At 53.8% G+C, this 19,408-nt stretch carries 18 protein-coding genes; 15 read left to right on the plus strand and 3 right to left on the minus strand.

The genetic code is table 11. The features are described 5' to 3' along the window. The 8 genes from JSN25_RS22105 to flgL form a co-directional block, all read left to right on the plus strand. Nucleotides 1–439 (plus strand): flagellar hook-basal body complex protein (locus JSN25_RS22105; RefSeq protein ID WP_233638085.1); only part of this gene is annotated, 439 nt, incomplete at its 5' end. Between the two features lie 20 nt (nt 440–459). Next, nucleotides 460–1,215 (plus strand): flagellar basal body rod protein FlgF, encoded by a 756-nt coding sequence (locus JSN25_RS13795; protein WP_204525032.1) that lies wholly within the window; start codon nt 460–462, stop codon nt 1,213–1,215. 13 nt (nt 1,216–1,228) lie between these two features. Further along, nucleotides 1,229–2,011, plus strand: coding sequence for a flagellar basal-body rod protein FlgG (gene flgG, locus JSN25_RS13800; protein ID WP_006685087.1), 783 nt, complete (start codon nt 1,229–1,231; stop codon nt 2,009–2,011). A gap of 57 nt (nt 2,012–2,068) precedes the next feature. Continuing rightward, nucleotides 2,069–2,767, plus strand: a complete 699-nt coding sequence (gene flgH / locus JSN25_RS13805) for a flagellar basal body L-ring protein FlgH (RefSeq protein WP_016152630.1) — start codon at nt 2,069–2,071, stop codon at nt 2,765–2,767. Nucleotides 2,768–2,800: 33 nt separating this feature from the next. Then, nucleotides 2,801–3,877, plus strand: a complete 1,077-nt coding sequence (locus JSN25_RS13810) for a flagellar basal body P-ring protein FlgI (protein WP_087857787.1) — start codon at nt 2,801–2,803, stop codon at nt 3,875–3,877. Then, the gene (gene flgJ, locus JSN25_RS13815) at nt 3,877–4,827 is read left to right on the plus strand and encodes a flagellar assembly peptidoglycan hydrolase FlgJ (protein WP_085048529.1); all 951 of its coding nucleotides are present in this window, start codon (nt 3,877–3,879) and stop codon (nt 4,825–4,827) included. The genes JSN25_RS13810 and flgJ overlap by 1 nt, the downstream gene beginning before the upstream one ends. Before the next feature lie 64 nt (nt 4,828–4,891). Next, the gene (gene flgK / locus JSN25_RS13820; protein WP_069323316.1) at nt 4,892–6,556 is read left to right on the plus strand and encodes a flagellar hook-associated protein FlgK; all 1,665 of its coding nucleotides are present in this window, start codon (nt 4,892–4,894) and stop codon (nt 6,554–6,556) included. Between the two features lie 14 nt (nt 6,557–6,570). Then, nucleotides 6,571–7,524 carry a flagellar hook-associated protein FlgL gene (gene flgL, locus JSN25_RS13825; protein WP_110498365.1) on the plus strand — a complete coding sequence of 318 codons (954 nt, stop codon included), beginning with the start codon at nt 6,571–6,573 and terminating at the stop codon, nt 7,522–7,524. A gap of 77 nt (nt 7,525–7,601) precedes the next feature. Here the strand turns inward: flgL and JSN25_RS13830 are convergent, their stop codons facing one another. Further along, the gene (locus tag JSN25_RS13830; RefSeq protein WP_204525033.1) at nt 7,602–8,801 is read right to left on the minus strand and encodes an MFS transporter; all 1,200 of its coding nucleotides are present in this window, start codon (nt 8,799–8,801) and stop codon (nt 7,602–7,604) included. 21 nt (nt 8,802–8,822) lie between these two features. Here JSN25_RS13830 and JSN25_RS13835 point away from each other — a divergent pair, with 21 nt between their 5' ends. Next, complete coding sequence (locus JSN25_RS13835) at nt 8,823–9,848, plus strand: LysR family transcriptional regulator (RefSeq protein ID WP_233638415.1); 1,026 nt, start codon at nt 8,823–8,825, stop codon at nt 9,846–9,848. A gap of 40 nt (nt 9,849–9,888) precedes the next feature. Here JSN25_RS13835 and rne read toward each other — a convergent pair whose 3' ends face one another. Beyond that, nucleotides 9,889–13,125 carry a ribonuclease E gene (gene rne / locus JSN25_RS13840; RefSeq protein WP_204525034.1) on the minus strand — a complete coding sequence of 1,079 codons (3,237 nt, stop codon included), beginning with the start codon at nt 13,123–13,125 and terminating at the stop codon, nt 9,889–9,891. 574 nt (nt 13,126–13,699) lie between these two features. On the opposite strand from rne, the gene rluC reads away from it, so the two are divergent. After that, a complete protein-coding gene (gene rluC, locus JSN25_RS13845) occupies nt 13,700–14,653 on the plus strand; it encodes a 23S rRNA pseudouridine(955/2504/2580) synthase RluC (RefSeq protein WP_167371252.1) in 954 nt (317 codons plus the stop codon). 82 nt (nt 14,654–14,735) lie between these two features. Here the strand turns inward: rluC and JSN25_RS13850 are convergent, their stop codons facing one another. Continuing rightward, the gene (locus JSN25_RS13850) at nt 14,736–15,320 is read right to left on the minus strand and encodes a Maf family protein (RefSeq protein ID WP_038639734.1); all 585 of its coding nucleotides are present in this window, start codon (nt 15,318–15,320) and stop codon (nt 14,736–14,738) included. 197 nt (nt 15,321–15,517) lie between these two features. On the opposite strand from JSN25_RS13850, the gene yceD reads away from it, so the two are divergent. From yceD to fabD, 5 genes are all read left to right on the plus strand, one after another. Then, a complete protein-coding gene (gene yceD / locus JSN25_RS13855) occupies nt 15,518–16,039 on the plus strand; it encodes a 23S rRNA accumulation protein YceD (protein ID WP_003036239.1) in 522 nt (173 codons plus the stop codon). Between the two features lie 16 nt (nt 16,040–16,055). Then, on the plus strand, nt 16,056–16,229 hold the full coding sequence (gene rpmF / locus JSN25_RS13860) for a 50S ribosomal protein L32 (RefSeq protein ID WP_003036242.1): 174 nt from the start codon (nt 16,056–16,058) through the stop codon (nt 16,227–16,229). 122 nt (nt 16,230–16,351) lie between these two features. Continuing rightward, on the plus strand, nt 16,352–17,431 hold the full coding sequence (plsX, locus tag JSN25_RS13865) for a phosphate acyltransferase PlsX (RefSeq protein WP_074458481.1): 1,080 nt from the start codon (nt 16,352–16,354) through the stop codon (nt 17,429–17,431). A gap of 77 nt (nt 17,432–17,508) precedes the next feature. Then, nucleotides 17,509–18,462, plus strand: a complete 954-nt coding sequence (gene fabH / locus JSN25_RS13870; protein WP_085048525.1) for a beta-ketoacyl-ACP synthase III — start codon at nt 17,509–17,511, stop codon at nt 18,460–18,462. 15 nt (nt 18,463–18,477) lie between these two features. Next, nucleotides 18,478–19,407 carry an ACP S-malonyltransferase gene (gene fabD, locus JSN25_RS13875; protein ID WP_087857783.1) on the plus strand — a complete coding sequence of 310 codons (930 nt, stop codon included), beginning with the start codon at nt 18,478–18,480 and terminating at the stop codon, nt 19,405–19,407. The last annotated feature ends 1 nt before the right edge of the window (nt 19,408 follow it).

The raw sequence follows: 19,408 nt of genomic DNA on the forward strand, positions 1-19,408 counted from the left end.
CTTCTCCCTGAGCTTCCTGAACTCCATGCAGCAGAACACCGGTGCCAACAACATCGTCGCCACGAATCAGAACGGCTACAAGCCGGGCGATCTGGTGAGCTACCAGATTAACAATGACGGTACCGTGGTCGGTAATTACTCCAACGAACAGCAACAGGTACTGGGCCAGATCGTGCTGGCAAACTTTGCCAACAATGAAGGTCTGGCGTCTCAGGGCGACAACGTCTGGGCGGCTACACAGGCTTCCGGCGTGGCGCTGCTGGGTACCGCAGGCGAAGGTAACTTCGGCAAACTGACCAACGGCGCGCTGGAGGCCTCAAACGTGGATTTGAGTAAAGAACTGGTGAATATGATCGTCGCTCAGCGTAACTATCAGTCGAACGCGCAGACCATCAAAACCCAGGATCAGATCCTCAACACGCTGGTCAACCTGCGCTAAGCGCCTGACGGGATGGCTTAATGGATCACGCAATTTATACCGCTATGGGCGCGGCCAGTCAGACGCTGAATCAACAGGCGGTGACGGCCAGCAACCTGGCAAACGCCTCCACGCCGGGCTTTCGTGCGCAGCTCAATGCGCTGCGTGCGGTTCCCGTTGAAGGTTTGTCTGTGCCGACGCGTACGCTGGTGGTGGCCTCCACGCCGGGGGCCGACATGACGCCGGGCCAGATGGACTATACCTCACGCCCGCTGGACGTGGCGTTGCAACAGGACGGCTGGTTGGCTGTCCAGACCGCAGACGGTAGTGAAGGGTATACCCGTAATGGCGCCATTCAGGTAAGCCCTACGGGTGAACTCACTATTCAGGGGCATCCGGTAATCGGTGAAGCCGGGCCGATAGCCGTACCAGAAGGTTCCGAAGTCACCATTGCGGCTGACGGGACGATCTCGGCGCTTAACCCAGGCGATCCGGCTAATACGGTTGCGCCCGTTGGGCGTCTGAAACTGGTGAAGGCGACGGGGAATGAAGTGCAACGTGGCGACGACGGTATGTTTCGTCTGACCCAGGCCGCGCAGGCTACCCGTGGCGCGACGTTACAGGCCGATCCGAGCATCCGCGTTATGTCGGGCGTGCTGGAAGGCAGTAACGTCAAGCCGGTTGCCGCGATGAGCGACATGATTGCCAACGCCCGCCGTTTTGAAATGCAGATGAAGATTATCAGTAGCGTGGATGATAACGCGGGCCGCGCTAACCAACTGCTGTCGATGAGTTAACACAGGACATTTTATGATCAGTTCATTATGGATCGCCAAAACCGGCCTGGATGCGCAGCAAACCAACATGGATGTGATTGCCAACAACCTGGCAAACGTCAGCACCAACGGATTTAAGCGCCAACGTGCGGTGTTTGAAGATCTGTTGTATCAGACGATTCGCCAGCCTGGCGCCCAGTCTTCTGAACAAACCACACTGCCGTCCGGTTTGCAGATTGGTACCGGTGTGCGTCCGGTGGCAACCGAGCGTTTACACAGCCAGGGGAACCTGTCGCAAACCAATAACAGTAAAGATGTAGCGATTAAAGGCCAGGGCTTTTTCCAGGTCATGCTGCCTGATGGTACGTCAGCTTATACCCGTGACGGTTCTTTCCAGGTGGATCAGAACGGTCAGTTAGTGACGGCGGGTGGTTTTCAGGTTCAGCCTGCCATTACCATCCCGGCTAACGCGCTCAGCATCACCATTGGACGTGACGGTATTGTCAGTGTGACCCAGCAGGGTCAGGCTGCGCCTGTTCAGGTCGGGCAGCTTAACCTGACCACCTTTATGAACGACACCGGCCTGGAAAGTATTGGTGAGAATCTGTACACCGAAACGCAGTCATCTGGCGCGCCGAATGAGAGCACGCCGGGGCTGAACGGCGCGGGTCTGCTGTACCAGGGTTATGTTGAAACCTCTAACGTCAATGTGGCGGAAGAACTGGTAAACATGATCCAGGTTCAGCGCGCTTACGAAATCAACAGTAAAGCGGTATCGACCACCGATCAGATGCTGCAAAAACTGACGCAACTCTAAAGTGGAGTCCGGTGGGGTGAGAACCTCACCGGCACACTGATTTTGAAGATGACCGCAATGCGAAAATACGCGCTTCACCCATACCCAATTTTAGCTCTGCTGGTGGTTTCACTGACAGGGTGCGCCTGGATCCCAGCCACGCCGCTCGTGCAGGGCGCGACATCTGCTCAACCGGTTCCAGGCCCGACGCCGGTGGCGAATGGCTCAATCTTCCAGTCGGCACAGCCGATTAACTACGGTTATCAGCCGCTTTTCGAAGACCGCCGTCCGCGCAATATTGGCGATACGCTGACCATCGTATTGCAGGAAAACGTCAGCGCGAGCAAAAGCTCCTCGGCAAACGCCAGTCGCGACGGCAAGACCAACTTTGGTTTTGATACCGTACCGCGCTATCTGCAAGGGCTGTTTGGTAACGAACGTGCCGACGTAGAAGCCTCCGGTGGGAACACTTTTAACGGTAAAGGCGGCGCGAACGCCAGCAATACCTTCAGCGGTACGTTGACCGTAACGGTCGATCAGGTCCTGGTGAATGGCAATTTACATGTCGTGGGTGAAAAACAGATCGCCATTAATCAGGGCACTGAGTTCATTCGCTTCTCTGGGGTCGTTAACCCGCGCACCATCAGTGGCAGCAACTCCGTACCGTCAACTCAGGTTGCGGATGCGCGTATTGAGTACGTCGGCAACGGCTACATCAATGAAGCGCAAAATATGGGCTGGTTGCAGCGTTTCTTCCTTAACTTGTCGCCGATGTAAGCGAGGTACCCGGTGTTTAAATCTCTTGTTGGAATGGTACTGGTACTGGCAACCGCCTTTGCGCATGCCGACCGTATTCGTGACCTTACCAGCGTGCAGGGCGTGCGGGAAAACTCGTTGATAGGTTACGGGCTGGTGGTCGGGCTGGATGGTACCGGTGACCAGACCACACAGACGCCGTTTACGACGCAAACGCTCAATAACATGCTGTCGCAGTTGGGGATCACCGTACCAACAGGCACCAATATGCAGCTGAAAAACGTGGCGGCGGTGATGGTTACCGCGCAGTTTCCAGCTTTTGGTCGCCAGGGGCAAACCATTGACGTGGTGGTCTCTTCCATGGGGAACGCCAAAAGCCTGCGCGGCGGAACGCTGCTGATGACCCCGCTGAAAGGGGTCGATAGCCAGGTATATGCCTTGGCGCAGGGGAATATTCTGGTTGGCGGTGCGGGCGCGGCTGCGGGTGGCAGTAGCGTGCAAGTTAACCAGCTCAATGGCGGACGCATCACCAACGGCGCGACCATCGAACGTGAGTTGCCCAGCCAGTTCGGCGGCGGCAACACTATTAATCTGCAGCTCAATAATGAAGATTTCACTATGGCGCAGCAGATTACCGACACCATTAACCGCTCGCGTGGTTTTGGCAGTGCGACGGCGCTGGATGCCCGGACCATACAAGTGCGTGTGCCAAGCGGCAACAGTTCGCAGGTACGCTTCCTTGCCGACATCCAGAATATGGAGGTGAACGTCACGCCGCAGGACGCGAAGGTCATTATCAACTCGCGTACGGGATCTGTAGTCATGAACCGTGAAGTCACGCTGGATAGCTGTGCCGTGGCGCAGGGTAACTTGTCGATTACGGTAAACCGCCAGGCAAACGTCAGCCAGCCGGATACGCCGTTTGGCGGCGGACAGACCGTAGTGACGCCACAAACGCAGATCGATCTGCGCCAGAGCGGCGGCTCGCTGCAAAGCGTACGTTCCAGCGCCAATCTGAACAACGTCGTGCGCGCGCTGAATGCGCTGGGGGCGACGCCGATGGATCTGATGTCCATTCTGCAATCGATGCAGAGCGCGGGTTGCTTACGCGCCAAACTGGAAATCATCTGATGATTGGCGACAGCAAACTGCTGACCAGCGCCGCCTGGGATGCGCAAGCACTGAACGAATTGAAAGCGAAAGCGGGTCAGGATCCGGCGGCGAATATTCGCCCCGTGGCCCGTCAGGTTGAAGGGATGTTCGTGCAGATGATGCTGAAAAGCATGCGTGAAGCGTTGCCGAAAGATGGTGTGTTTAGCAGCGATTCAACGCGTTTGTATACCAGCATGTATGACCAACAAATTGCGCAGCAGATGACCGCAGGCAAAGGTCTGGGACTGGCTGAAATGATGGTTAAGCAGATGACGCAAGGACAAGCGCAACCTGCTGATGATGCGCCACAGGTACCGATGAAGTTTCCGCTGGAAACGGTGACCAGCTATCAAAACCAGGCGCTGACGCAACTGGTGCGCAAAGCCATCCCGAGGACGACGGAAAGTAATGATGAGCCGCTGTCGGGCGACAGTAAAGACTTCCTCGCCCAGCTGTCGCTGCCGGCAAAACTGGCGAGTCAGCAAAGCGGCGTTCCGCATCATCTCATTCTGGCGCAGGCGGCGCTGGAGTCCGGATGGGGTCAGCGGCAAATTCGCCGGGAAAACGGTGAACCGAGCTTCAACATTTTTGGCGTGAAGGCTTCGGGAGGCTGGAAGGGACCAACGACCGAAATCACCACCACCGAATATGAAAACGGCGAGGCGAAAAAGGTGAAAGCCAGATTCCGCGTCTATAGCTCTTACCTTGAGGCGCTGTCGGATTATGTCGGGCTGATTTCCCGTAACCCGCGCTATGCGGCGGTGACCGCAGCTGCAACCGCTGAGCAGGGCGCGCAGGCCCTGCAAAATGCCGGTTACGCTACCGACCCTAACTATGCGCGGAAATTAACCAGCATGATCCAGCAGTTGAAATCGATGAGTGAAAAGGTGAGCAAAACCTACAGCACGAACATCGATAATCTCTTTTAAATAGCTCAAGTCTACCGACCTGCTGCCGATAATAACGAGTATTGAAGGATTACAAGGAACCTCCATGTCCAGCTTGATTAATAACGCGATGAGTGGACTCAGCGCAGCGCAGGCCGCGTTGAACACTGCCAGTAATAACATCTCCAGCTATAACGTCGCCGGATATACCCGACAAACGACAATTATGGCGCAAGCGAACAGCACGCTGGGTGCGGGGGGCTGGGTAGGCAATGGCGTCTATGTTTCTGGCGTGCAGCGCGAGTATGACTCGTTTATCACCAATCAGCTGCGGGCAGCGCAAAACCAGAGCAGCGGTCTGACGACCCGTTATGAGCAAATGTCGAAAATCGACAACCTGCTGTCCAGCAAAACCAGTTCGATTTCGACCTCAATGCAGGACTTTTTTACCAGTCTGCAAACGCTGGTCAGCAACGCCGAAGATCCGGCGGCACGCCAGGCGCTGATCGGTAAAGCTGACGGTTTGGTGAATCAGTTTAAAACGACCGATCAGTATCTGCGCGATCAGGATAAGCAGGTTAATACCGCTATCAAAGCCAGCGTCGATCAGATCAACAACTACTCGAAACAAATCGCCAGCCTTAACGACCAGATTTCTCGTCTGACCGGTGTTGGGGCGGGGGCATCCCCTAACGATCTGCTCGATCAGCGCGACCAACTGGTCAGTGAACTGAACCAGCTTGTCGGCGTGGAAGTCAGCGTTCAGGACGGCGGCACTTACAACGTAACCATGGCGAACGGTTATTCATTGGTGCAGGGCAGCAATGCGCGCCAACTGGCGGCAGTGCCTTCCAGTGACGATCCTTCGCGTACAACCGTTGCGTATGTGGATGGCGTTGCCGGAGCGGTTGAGATCCCTGAGAAACTGCTGAATACCGGTTCATTGGGTGGACTGCTCACCTTCCGTTCGCAGGAACTGGATCAAACGCGTAACACGCTGGGCCAACTGGCGCTGGCGTTTGCCGATGCGTTTAACACCCAGCATAAAGAAGGTTTTGATGCTAACGGCGATGCGGGTAAAGATTTCTTTGCTATCGGCAGCCCGTCCGTACTGAGTAACGCTAAAAATACCGGTAAAGCAGAATTAAGTGCTGAGGTTGATGACAGTTCGAAAGTGCAGGCTACCGACTATAAAGTTGTGTTTAGCGGCGGCAAATGGCAGGTGACGCGTCTGGCCGATAACACCACGTTTGAAGCCAAACCTGATGCGAACGGTAAACTGGATATTGATGGTCTGAAGGTAACGGTTAAGGCTAATCCAACCGGCGCTAACGATAACGACAGCTTTATTCTGAAACCCGTGAGCAACGCTATCGTTGATATGAAAGTCATGGTGACTGACGAGTCGAAAATCGCCATGGCGTCAGAGAAAAGCACTGATCCTGCTGCAGATACAGGTGCAAGCGATAACCGTAACGGTCAGAAACTGCTGGATCTGCAAACCAAGGCAACTGTTGGTAATAAAACCTTTAATGACGCTTACGCCACCCTGGTGAGCGACGTGGGCAACAAAACGGCGACGCTGAAAACCAGCAGTACCACGCAAAACAATGTGGTCAAGCAGCTTTATAACCAGCAGCAGTCGATTTCCGGGGTAAACCTCGACGAAGAATACGGTAATTTGCAGCGTTATCAGCAGTATTACCTGGCTAACGCACAGGTATTGCAAACTGCGAATGCGCTGTTTGATGCATTGATTAATATTCGCTAAGGGAGAGGGACACAATGCGTATCAGCACCCAGATGATGTACCAGCAGAATATGCGTGGCATCACTAACTCTCAGGCTGAATGGATGAAGTTCGGCGAGCAGATGTCGACCGGCAAACGCGTGATCAGCCCGTCTGACGATCCGATTGCCGCGTCGCAGGCCGTAGTGCTTTCTCAGGCTCAGGCGCAGAACAGCCAGTACACGCTGGCGCGCACCTTCGCGACGCAGAAAGTCTCGCTGGAAGAGAACGTACTGAGCCAGGTAACAACGGCTATTCAGGCTGCGCAGGAGAAAATTGTTTATGCCGGCAACGGTACATTAAGTGATGATGACCGTGCATCGTTGGCCACTGATTTGCAGGGTATCCGCGATCAGCTGATGAACCTGGCGAACAGCACCGACGGTAATGGGCGCTACATTTTTGGCGGATATAAAACCGAATCGGCCCCGTTTGCCCAGGCTGATGGTTCCTATAGCGGTGGAACAACAAATGTGACCCAGCAGGTTGATGCTTCCCGTACCATGGTCATTGGTCACACGGGCGACAAAATCTTCGCCAGCCTGACCAGCAACGCCGTACCGGAACCACCGGGTAGCACCCAGGAAAAGAACCTGTTCAAAATGCTGGACAGCGCGATTGAAGAGCTAAAAATTCCTATTGCGGGTGATGATGTGGCAAAGGATAAGGCCGCAGCCGCTATCGATAAAACCAATCGTGGCTTGAAAAACTCACTGAATAACGTGCTTTCCGTTCGCGCAGAATTGGGTACCCAGCTGAGTGAACTGAGCTCACTGGATTCACTGGGAGCCGATCGTGCGTTAGGCCAAACCCAACAGATGAGCAACCTGGTGGATGTCGACTGGAATGCGGCGATTTCGTCCTACGTCATGCAGCAGGCCGCACTTCAGGCTTCTTATAAAGCATTTACCGATATGCAGGGAATGTCGTTGTTCCAGCTTAATCGGTAATATCTCTTTTTGAACATATCTTGAAACTGGGTATGTTTGTCTGCCCGCTCCCTTAACACCCAGGAGCGGGCATTTTTTTAGGCTACCGTTGTTTTGCTAAGCGACAGATTTCCCGTCAGCCTTATTACCAGCGCAAGCGCACCGCTGATGGTTGCCAGCGTCACCACACCTTCCCAGTTTACCCGCGCATAGACCTGACTCCCGAGAACGGAACCCAGCGCCATACCAATGAACACCATAGTAAACAGCAGCGCATTCAGACGGCCCCGGGCCTGAGGCTCCAGGCCATAAACCAGGTTCTGGTGGGCAACCAGGCTGGATTGCAATCCGAGATCAAAACCGACCGCCGAAACAGCAATCAGCAGCCACTGCCCCTGTACTGGCAGGGCGGGTAACAAGAACATCAGTGCGAAAGAGACGGTTACCAGCAAAGCACCTAACTGTGTCACTTTTGCTGCGCCCACTTTATCGGCCAGATGACCCGCCAACGGCGCGGCAAGCGCACCGGCGGCTCCCGCGATACCAAACGCGCCCGCCATAGCGCTACCCATGTGATAATGTTCAGATAACATCACCGCCAGCGTGGACCAGAAAGCGCTGAAGGCTATGGACAGAAAGCCCTGTGCCAGCGCCGCGCGGCGCAATGCGGGATACCGTTGCCAGAGCTGCGCCATAGAGAGCATCAATGACGGGTAGCTCAGCGTAGAATGGGCCGTAAAACGAGGCAGTACCTTCCACATAATTACGGTAATCATGGCAATACTGGCGGCGGCAAGTTGGTACATCTCACGCCAGCCAAACGCTTCACCCACCAGTCCGCTAACGGTACGCGAGAGTAAAATCCCCAACAGCAGGCCTGTCATCACCGTGCCCACCGTTTTTCCCTGTTTGCCTTCCGGCGCCAGAATAGCCGCCGCGGGAACGATATCCTGCGCCATTGTTGCCGCCATGCCCATCAACAGGCTCACTATTAGCAGTGAATGTAACTGCCCGGTAAAGCTGCATGCCAGAAGCAGTACGGCAAGAGAGATACTTTTCAGCAGGATTAATGTCCGGCGGTCATAACGATCGCCCAATGGCAATAAAAACAAAATACCCAGCGCGTATCCCGCCTGGGTCAGCGTTGGAACCAGTCCCATGCCGGTGATACTTAAGTTCAGATCCTGACCCATTAAAGGCAGAAGGGGCTGGGCATAGTAGATAGCAGCGACACTGAATCCGGCACCTGATGCCAGAACGAAAATGACCCAACGGGAAAGTGCGGTGTGTGTGTTCACAAATGATTCCTCAATCACAGGATGTGCGGCTATTTTTATCCTTCTGCGGGTGGTGCGGTAGCGAGCGCAGTGGTAAAACAGTTATACGCCGGGCGTATGAAGAAACCGATAATGATAAAAACTGAACGTATAGATAGGGTGGAGCTAATGCGCACGTTTGTGCGCATCGTTGAAGCAGGATCGCTTTCGGCAGCGGCAAAACAGATGGGAACAACGCAAGCGACCGTAAGCCGACGGTTGCAATCCCTGGAAACTCTGCTGGGTGTGAAACTGATCATGCGTACCACGCATGCGATGAAATTAACCGACGATGGAGAGCGCGGTTACCAGCACGCCAAAAATATCATCGATGCCTGGCTGGCGCTGGAAGATGGACTTAATGTCACGGAAGATGAACCGGTGGGGACGTTGCGCGTACGGGCGCCGCATGCGTTTGGACAGCAACAGCTCCTTGAGCCGCTGTTGCAGTTTCTTTCGCGCTATCCACAGTTATCGGTGGAGTGGATGCTTAACGACAAAACCGTTGATTTCCTGAGCGATAATATTGATTGCGCGATTCGGGTTGGCGCGGAAGTCGATCCGGCCACGGTTTCCGTTTTACTGGCTGAAGTTCCCCGTAGCATGGTGGCGAGTCCTGTATTGCTGGAGCAATATGGCGAAATTTCGCACCCTGAGCAGTTATCCGTGCTGCCGTGGATTGCAGTGAACACGTTTTTTCAGCATAGCGTTTCGTTGCTACACCAGGCGCGCAATGAACCTGTCACGCTGACTATTTCACCCAGATTAAGTACTGACAGTATTTATGTGGCAAGAAATGCCGCGCTGGCGGGGCTGGGGGTGACGATTGTTTCAAGCTGGATGGTTGAAGAAGATATCGCCAACGGACGTTTAGTTATGCTGCTACCCGAGTGGCGGGCAGCCTCGTTGCCGGTGCATCTGGTTTATCCATGGGCGCGTTACTATCCGACACGGTTGCGCAAATTTTTAGCGTTAATGAAGGATGTGATGCCACAATTAACCGGGATGAAACGCGTAGAGCCGATATAAAAAAGCCGACCCTAAGGTCGGCTTTGAGGTTGATTATGGCTTATTCAACCGGCTGCGGGCGTGTTGCTGGCGCAGTGGCTTGATGCGTGGCGCTGTGTCCACCGGCGGCGCCTTTGCCTTCAAAAGCGAATGGCGGGCGCTGCCAGTCGCTATGACGCGGCGCTTCTGGCACATAATCCGGCGCGGGAGCGCGGGTCATCGGCGCAGTCGCATGGCTGTGAAGGTGCTCGGCGTCAACGCTTGTTGCGACAACGTCAGACTTAACGACTTCAGCTTCTACAACCGGCGCAGCAACAACTTCCTGCGGCGCAGCGACTTCTTCCACAACAGGTGCTGCTTGCGCGACTTGTGCAACTTCTTCAACCACCTCCGGCCGGGAGACAACGATTTCCGCAGGCTCTTCAGCCGGGGTTTCAGCGACCGGTTGAGCTTCAGCGGCGATCTCTTCAGCTACAGGTGCGTCAGATTCAGCGATAATTTGCGGTTGTTCTTCAACCGGGGTCGCAATGACTTCCGGATGCGTGGTTTCAACAACGGCAATCTGAGGTTCCGCTACAACTTCCTCTGGCTGCACGGCTTCAACCGGCGCAGGAGTGTCCGCAATGTGCTCAACGGCAGCCGCAGCAACCTGAGGCTCTACTGCGACAGAGGCAGTTTGCTCCTGGTGAATTTCCTGCTCGCGTTGTTCTTCAACCTGCTGATCCTGCGGACGAACGACAGGGTAGCTGATCCATACTTTACCGGACGCCAATTCAGGAGAAGCACAGGCGACGGTCAGCGGCATTGGCGACTGAGCCGGATAACGCTCGTCACGATAACGACGACGACGCTGTCCACTTACGCGCAGATGGCGAGGGGAACGGCGGGAACGACGTGGCATACCGTTGGAGTCACGCGCTTCGCTGTTGTCTTCCTGCTCAGGTGCGACAACGGCTGGTAGATCAACTTTCGCCAGTTCGGTACGCGGAGTCGGTACGGACTGCTCAACGGGTTGAGCGACAACGACCTCAGCTGCCGCAGCGGTAGTTGCCACTTCGGCTTCAACCGCCGTGCTGTCTGTATAACGCACTTTCTGGTTCAACTGACGCTGTTTACGACGGGTCTGAGGCTGACGTACGCGCTCTTCCTGCTCGGTATCCTGCGCTTGTTGTTCAGCCAGGTTCAGCTCTTTAACTTCCTGCTGCGCCTGACGCTTGTCATCGTTGCGGCGGCGGTTGCGCTCACGACGCGGGGTCTGCTGCTCATCACCTGATTTCGCTTTGTCAGCGACATCACTGGATTGCTGGCGATTATCGCGCGCTTCCGCATTTTGCTGCTGGGCCTGACGACGGTTACGACGATTGTCATCGCGGTTTTCGCCGTTTTCCGCACGTTCGTTACGGTTGTCACGATCGCCACGGTTATCGCGGTTATCACGACGATCGTTACGATCGCGACGATTATTTTGACGTGGTTTACGGCGGTCCTGCTGACGTTCCGTCTTCTCTTCAGCTTTCGGTGCAGGTTGTTCAACCGGCTTCGCTTCTTCGTTACCGCCGAAGATAGACTTCAGTGCGCTGAAGAAACGGCTAATCAAACCAGGCTGAGAGGCTGTTGCTGCGGTGGCGGCAGCAGCTTTAGGCGCAGCGGCTTTAACAGCGGGTTCTTGCACGGTTGGTGCTGGCGGCACGTCTGGCATAGCAAAGGTCGCGAGCGCCGGTTGCTCTGGCTGTTTACGCTCGACATACTCTTGTTCTGACGGCAGTTCCATTGCTTCTTCGTGCAGCTTCGGCAGCAAGTAGCTCAGGGTTGGCGTTTCTTCGCCTTTGCGGACGCGCAGCACGGAATAGTGCGGGGTTTCCATCTGATCGTTTGGCACGATTACACAGCGCACGCCATTCTGACGCGTCTCGATGGCGTTGACCGCAGTACGCTTTTCGTTGAGCAGATAAGAGGCAATCGGCACAGGAACGATAGCGTGAACTTCCTGGGTATTCTCTTTCAGCGCTTCTTCTTCAATCAGACGCAGAATAGACAGCGACAGAGATTCATTATCACGTACGGTACCGGTGCCGGAGCAGCGCGGGCAGACGTGATGGCTGGACTCACCCAGCGACGGGCTCAGACGCTGGCGGGACATCTCCAGCAGGCCGAAGCGAGAAATATGGCTGATCTGAATACGCGCTCGGTCCTGACGCACGGCTTCACGCAGGCGGTTTTCAACCGCACGCTGGTGGCGAACCGGCGTCATATCGATAAAGTCGATGACAATCAGGCCGCCGAGGTCGCGCAGACGCAGCTGACGCGCAATTTCATCGGCTGCTTCCAGGTTGGTGTTGAATGCGGTTTCTTCGATGTCGCCGCCGCGGGTCGCGCGTGCGGAGTTGATATCGATAGCGGTAAGGGCTTCAGTGCTGTCGATGACGATGGAGCCGCCGGACGGCAGACGCACTTCGCGCTGGAATGCAGACTCAATCTGAGATTCAATTTGATAGTGGCTGAACAGCGGAATTTCACCGGTGTACAGTTTGATTTTGCTGCTGAAATCCGGACGACCCAGCGCGGCGATGTGCTGACGCGCCATCTCCATGACTTTCGGGTTATCAATGAGGATTTCGCCAATATCCTGACGTAAATAGTCACGGAATGCGCGGACGATGACGTTGCTTTCCTGGTGAATCAGGAACGGAGCAGGGCGGCTGTCGGCGGCTTTTTGAATGGCTTCCCAGTGTTTCAGGCGGAAGCTCAGGTCCCATTGCAGCGCTTCGGCGGATTTGCCGACACCTGCGGTACGCACAATAAGCCCCATACCATCAGGCAGTTCCAGGCTTGCCAGCGCTTCTTTTAATTCGGTGCGGTCGTCGCCTTCAATACGACGGGAGATGCCGCCCGCGCGCGGGTTGTTCGGCATCAGAACCAGATAACTACCCGCCAGGCTGATAAAGGTGGTCAGCGCAGCGCCTTTATTGCCGCGTTCTTCTTTATCGATCTGAACAATGACTTCCTGACCTTCACGCAACACATCTTTAATGTTGGGACGACCATGGGAGTTGTAGTTAGCGGGGAAGTATTCGCGGGCAATTTCTTTTAACGGAAGGAAACCGTGACGTTCAGCGCCGTAATCAACAAAAGCAGCTTCCAGACTCGGTTCAATACGGGTAATTTTCCCTTTATAGATGTTGGCTTTTTTCTGTTCGTGTCCAGGACTTTCGATATCCAGATCGTACAGACGTTGCCCATCTACAAGGGCGACACGCAACTCTTCCTGCTGAGTCGCGTTAATTAACATTCTTTTCATCGTAACTTACTCATTATTCTTACATTGACGACTAAGCTGCGGGCAGAGTAATGCCTTTCCGGGTGTGAACCGATGGCCTCGTGTCTATTCGCGTCGCCAACCTCACGGTTATCGTCAGCTCAAAGAGGCGCAGAGTGTCGGTTGCCTGTATTTCATACGGAAACACAGCGCAATTATCAGGGGAACAGTCTGGGTGTTACTCTCCAGAAAAGCTTCCTTATTACCGGTAAGGACTGCAACCCGCAGCCCGCTAACTGCCTGAAAGATCAATACGTCTTACGCCATTGCTGCGTTGATGATCGGTCGGGCAAAATTGGGTCATTCCGGAAAAGGTCTTGTTTTAACAAGATTCAACACGGAGACAACCTCATTATTCCACTGCTAACCTTGTTATAGCAAGATGACTTTTGCCATTTATCTCCCGGTTACTCACAGTTTTTTCACTTCCGCGTAGTGATTGGTTTAATAACCACCAAATCGGTTATGTCAAACTTAAGTAATAGGGTATAGCAGTTAATATAAGCATAGAAAAATGTGTGGCGCGAATCTTGATGGCTATTTAAAATCGGCCCCCATGAAAACAGAGACTCCAGCCGTAAAAACAGTTGCTATCACTGCCGACGAAGCAGGGCAACGCATCGACAACTTTTTACGCACTCAACTTAAGGGTGTGCCGAAAAGTATGATTTATCGCATTTTGCGTAAAGGCGAAGTGCGGGTGAATAAAAAGCGCATTAAACCCGAGTACAAACTCGAAGATGGGGACATCGTGCGTATTCCACCTGTGCGTGTCGCCGAACGTGAAGAAGAGACTATTTCCCCAAATCTGCAGAAGGTTGCGGCGCTGACTGATGTCATTTTATATGAAGATGATCATATTCTGGTGCTTAACAAACCTTCAGGAACGGCCGTACATGGCGGAAGCGGATTAAGCTTCGGTGTTATTGAAGGTTTACGCGCATTACGTCCGGAAGCGCGTTTCCTCGAACTGGTGCATCGCCTGGACCGCGATACCTCCGGTGTGCTGCTGGTTGCTAAAAAACGCTCAGCCTTACGTTCGTTGCATGAACAACTGCGTGAAAAAGGGATGCAAAAAGACTACCTGGCGCTGGTGAGAGGCCAGTGGCAGTCGCATGTCAAAACCGTGCAGGCGCCGCTGTTGAAGAACATTTTGCAAAGCGGCGAGCGTATCGTGCGGGTGAATCAGGAAGGCAAACCGTCGGAAACACGCTTTAAGGTGGAAGAGCGCTATGCGTTTGCCACGCTTGTGCGCTGTAGCCCGGTCACAGGGCGCACGCACCAGATCCGTGTGCATACCCAATATGCCGGGCATCCGATAGCCTTTGACGATCGCTATGGCGACCGTGAGTTCGATAAACAACTCGCGGATACCGGACTGAACAGGCTGTTCCTTCATGCCGCGGCGTTGAAATTCACCCATCCGGGGACGGGCGAAGTGATGCGTGTTGAAGCGCCAATGGATAAACAGTTGAAGCGCTGCCTTGAGGTGTTACGTAGCAAAGCCTGATGCGCGTTGCTTATCAGGCCTGCAATCGCGTTATGCGCCGTAGGCCTGATAAGACGCATCGCGTCGCCATCAGGTAGATTAACTAGGCGTTAAGCGGGTTCATCTCTTCCCGGCGCAGCATTTGACACAATGCGATCAGCGGCAGGCCGATCAGCGTATTGGGGTCGCGACCCTCGAGACGCTCAAAGAGAGCAATACCTAACCCCTCACTTTTAAAACTGCCGGCACAATGTAGCGGGCGTTCTTTGCGCAGGTAATCATCAATTTCCGTTTCGCTTAAATGCCGAAAATGAACGTCGAACGGCTCGACCTCAGTTTGTAAATGTCCGGTAGCTGAATTATAAAGCGCCAGTCCGGTGTAAAACGTCACAATATTGCCACGGGCTTTGAGTAATTGTTGGCGCGCATTTTCTTCTGTTAATGGTTTGCCGGTTATTTCACCATCAAGAACACAAATTTGATCGGAGCCAATAATCAGATGCGCTGGATAACGTTGGGCGAGAGATTGCGCTTTTTGTTGCGCCAGTCGCGAGACTAAATGGCGTGGCGCTTCGCCGGGTAACGGCGTTTCATCCACCTCAGGAGCCGCGCATTCAAACGGAATTGCCAGTTTTTCAAGTAAAGCGCGACGCCAGGGAGAGGTCGAGGCAAGTATAAGTTGAGGCATATTTTTCCCCTCGCATATAGCGTATTGATGAGAGCCATTTTAAACTATGGACTTCGTCCTACAAGCTGGCTGTATTGGCTTGTCTTGAGCGATTTTAAGTCGATGACCCGCAATGTGTGCGAATTATTGGCAAAAGGCAACCTCAGGCTGCCTTTTTCTTTGACTATATGACGTTACAAAGTTAATATGCGCGCCCTATGCAAAAGGTAAAATTACCCCTGACTCTTGATCCGGTTCGTACGGCTCAAAAACGCCTCGATTATGAAGGTATCTATACTTCTGATCTGGTTGAGCGCGTCGCCGATTCTGTGGTCAGTGTGGACAGTGATGTGGAATGCTCCATGTCGTTCGCTATCGATAACCAGCGCCTTGCCGTGATAACCGGTGATGCGAAAGTGTCGGTTACGCTCGAATGTCAGCGTTGCGGGAAACCGTTCCCACTTCATGTTCACACAACATATTGTTTTAGTCCTGTCCGTTCTGACGAACAGGCTGAAGCACTCCCGGAAGCGTATGAGCCGATTGAGGTTAACGAATTCGGTGAAATCGATCTGCTTGCAATGGTTGAAGATGAGATTATCCTCTCCTTGCCGGTAGTTCCGGTGCATGATTCTGAACACTGTGAAGTGTCCGAGGCGGACATGGTCTTTGGCGAATTGCCTGATGAAGCGCAAAAACCAAACCCATTTGCCGTATTAGCCAGCTTAAAGCGTAAGTAATTGAGGAGTAAGGTCCATGGCCGTACAACAGAATAAACCAACCCGTTCCAAACGTGGCATGCGTCGTTCTCATGACGCTCTGACCGCAGTCACCAGCCTGTCTGTAGACAAAACTTCTGGTGAACAACACCTGCGTCACCACATCACTGCCGACGGTTTCTACCGTGGCCGTAAGGTAATCGCTAAGTAATCACGCATGACTCAATGGATTTCCCGCTTCGGTGAGAAAGACAGAGAGCGCACGCGTGATGAAGCTTAGTGAGGCTTTCCCCGGGTAACTGGGGAAACACCTAACCGGGCAGCGACGATACCTTGACACATCTAACCCTGGCGTTAGATGTCATGGGGGGAGATTTTGGCCCTACCGTGACAGTGCCTGCAGCATTGCAGGCACTGAATTCTAATTCGCAACTCACACTTCTTTTAGTCGGGGATCCCGATACAATCACGCCATTACTTGCCAAAGCTGACTTCGAACAACGTTCACGTCTGCAGATTGTCCCTGCTCAGTCAGTTATTGCCAGTGATGCCCGGCCCTCGCAGGCTATTCGCGCCAGTCGTGGAAGCTCAATGCGTGTTGCCCTGGAGCTCGTGAAAGAAGGTCGAGCGCAAGCCTGTGTGAGTGCTGGTAATACCGGCGCGCTAATGGGACTTGCGAAGTTATTGCTCAAACCCCTTGAGGGTATTGAGCGTCCTGCGTTGGTGACGGTTTTACCGCATCAGCAAAAGGGCAAAACGGTGGTGCTGGATTTAGGCGCCAACGTGGATTGTGATAGCACGATGTTGGTGCAATTTGCCGTTATGGGTTCCGTGCTTGCAGAAGAAGTCGTTGGGATTGCTAATCCTCGCGTTGCGTTGCTCAACATCGGCGAAGAAGAAACTAAAGGTCTCGACAGTATTCGGGATGCTTCTGCGGTGCTAAAAACAATCCCTTCCATTAACTATATAGGCTATCTTGAAGCCAATGAGTTACTGACTGGCAAAACTGATGTACTGGTCTGTGACGGCTTTACAGGTAATGTCACATTAAAGACGATGGAAGGTGTTGTCAGAATGTTCCTTTCACTGCTGAAATCTCAGGGTGAGGGCAAAAAACGGTCGTGGTGGCTGCTTTTATTAAAACGTTGGTTACAAAAAAGCCTGACAAGGCGATTTAGTCACCTCAACCCCGACCAGTATAATGGCGCCTGTCTGTTAGGATTGCGCGGCACGGTGATTAAGAGTCATGGTGCGGCTAATCAGCGAGCATTTGAGGTCGCGATTGAACAGGCAGTGCAGGCGGTGCAGCGACAAGTTCCTCAGCGAATTGCCGCTCGCCTGGAATCTGTATACCCAGCTGGATTCGAACTGCTGGACGGTGGCGAAAGCGCAAACTCACGACCGCACAGATAATAGCGCGTTTGTGAAAGCTGTCAGCGTACCAGCGTTTTGCTCGTGGTGGTATATAACCAAAAAGTGACTGAGCGTACATGTATACGAAGATTATTGGTACCGGCAGCTATCTGCCTGAACAAGTGCGTACTAACGCCGATTTGGAAAAAATGGTCGAGACATCTGATGAGTGGATCGTCACTCGTACAGGTATCCGTGAACGCCACATTGCAGCGCCAAATGAAACAGTTGCGACGATGGGCTTTGCCGCCGCAAACCGTGCGCTGGAAATGGCGGGCATCGACAAAGACGAAATTGGTCTGATTGTGGTTGCCACCACATCATCCACACACGCATTTCCAAGCGCGGCATGCCAGATCCAAAGTATGCTGGGGATCAAAGGCTGTCCGGCGTTTGACGTTGCGGCCGCTTGTGCCGGTTTTACCTATGCCCTGAGCGTTGCCGATCAGTACGTTAAGTCTGGCGCAGTGAAGCATGCGCTGGTCGTTGGATCTGATGTTCTTGCTCGTACTTGTGATCCAACCGATCGTGGGACGATCATTATCTTTGGTGACGGCGCGGGCGCGGTGGTACTGAGCGCATCCGAAGAGCCGGGTATTCTCTCCACGCATCTGCATGCTGATGGTCGTTATGGTGAGTTGTTGACGCTGCCTAACGCCGATCGCGTAAATCCGGATAACCCGATCCACCTGACGATGGCGGGTAACGAAGTATTTAAAGTCGCGGTGACCGAGCTTGCCCACATCGTTGATGAAACGCTGGAAGCCAATAATCTCGACCGTTCTGCGCTGGACTGGCTGGTGCCGCACCAGGCAAACCTGCGCATTATCAGCGCGACAGCGAAAAAGCTGGGCATGTCGATGGATAATGTCGTCGTTACACTGGACAGACATGGCAATACGTCCGCGGCTTCCGTACCGTGCGCACTGGACGAAGCCGTCCGCGACGGGCGTATCAAAGCCGGGCAGTTGATATTGCTTGAAGCCTTCGGGGGTGGATTCACCTGGGGCTCCGCGCTGGTTCGTTTCTAGTATAAGGATTTTAACATGACGCAATTTGCATTTGTGTTTCCGGGGCAGGGTTCCCAGACCGTTGGGATGTTGTCTGAAATGGCAGCAAGCTACCCAATTGTTGAAGAAACTTTTGCTGAAGCATCAGCTGCGCTGGGCTATGATCTGTGGGCGCTGACTCAGCAAGGTCCGGCAGAAGAACTGAATAAAACCTGGCAGACGCAGCCAGCGCTATTGGCTGCATCTGTCGCGCTGTATCGCGTATGGCAGCAGCAGGGGGGTAAAACACCTGCGCTGATGGCAGGTCATAGCCTGGGCGAATATTCTGCGCTGGTATGTGCGGGTGTAATTGATTTTGCCGATGCCGTCCGTCTGGTTGAACTGCGCGGCAAATTCATGCAGGAAGCCGTACCGGAAGGTACTGGCGGCATGTCTGCGATTATTGGTCTGGACGATGCCTCTATCGCTAAAGCGTGTGAAGAGTCTGCTGAAGGGCAGGTCGTTTCTCCGGTTAACTTCAACTCGCCGGGTCAGGTGGTTATCGCCGGGCATAAAGAAGCCGTAGAACGTGCAGGTGCTGCTTGTAAAGCCGCTGGCGCCAAGCGTGCGCTGCCGTTGCCGGTCAGCGTGCCTTCTCACTGCGCGCTGATGAAGCCTGCCGCTGAGAAACTGGCCGTTGAATTGCAAAAAATCACTTTCAACGCGCCGACTGTTCCAGTTGTGAACAACGTCGACGTGAAGTGTGAAACTACCGCAGACGCGATTCGCGATGCGCTGGTTCGTCAACTGTACAGCCCGGTTCAGTGGACCAAAACCGTTGAGTTTATGGCATCTCAGGGCGTAGAGCACCTGTATGAAGTGGGGCCAGGTAAAGTTCTCACCGGTTTGACGAAACGTATTGTTGACACCCTGACCGCTTCGGCACTGAATGAGCCGGCGGCGCTGTCTGCGGCGCTAGAGCAATAAA

Origin of the sequence: Citrobacter cronae (assembly GCF_016893685.1) — a bacterium.
Taxonomy (GTDB): domain Bacteria; phylum Pseudomonadota; class Gammaproteobacteria; order Enterobacterales; family Enterobacteriaceae; genus Citrobacter; species Citrobacter werkmanii.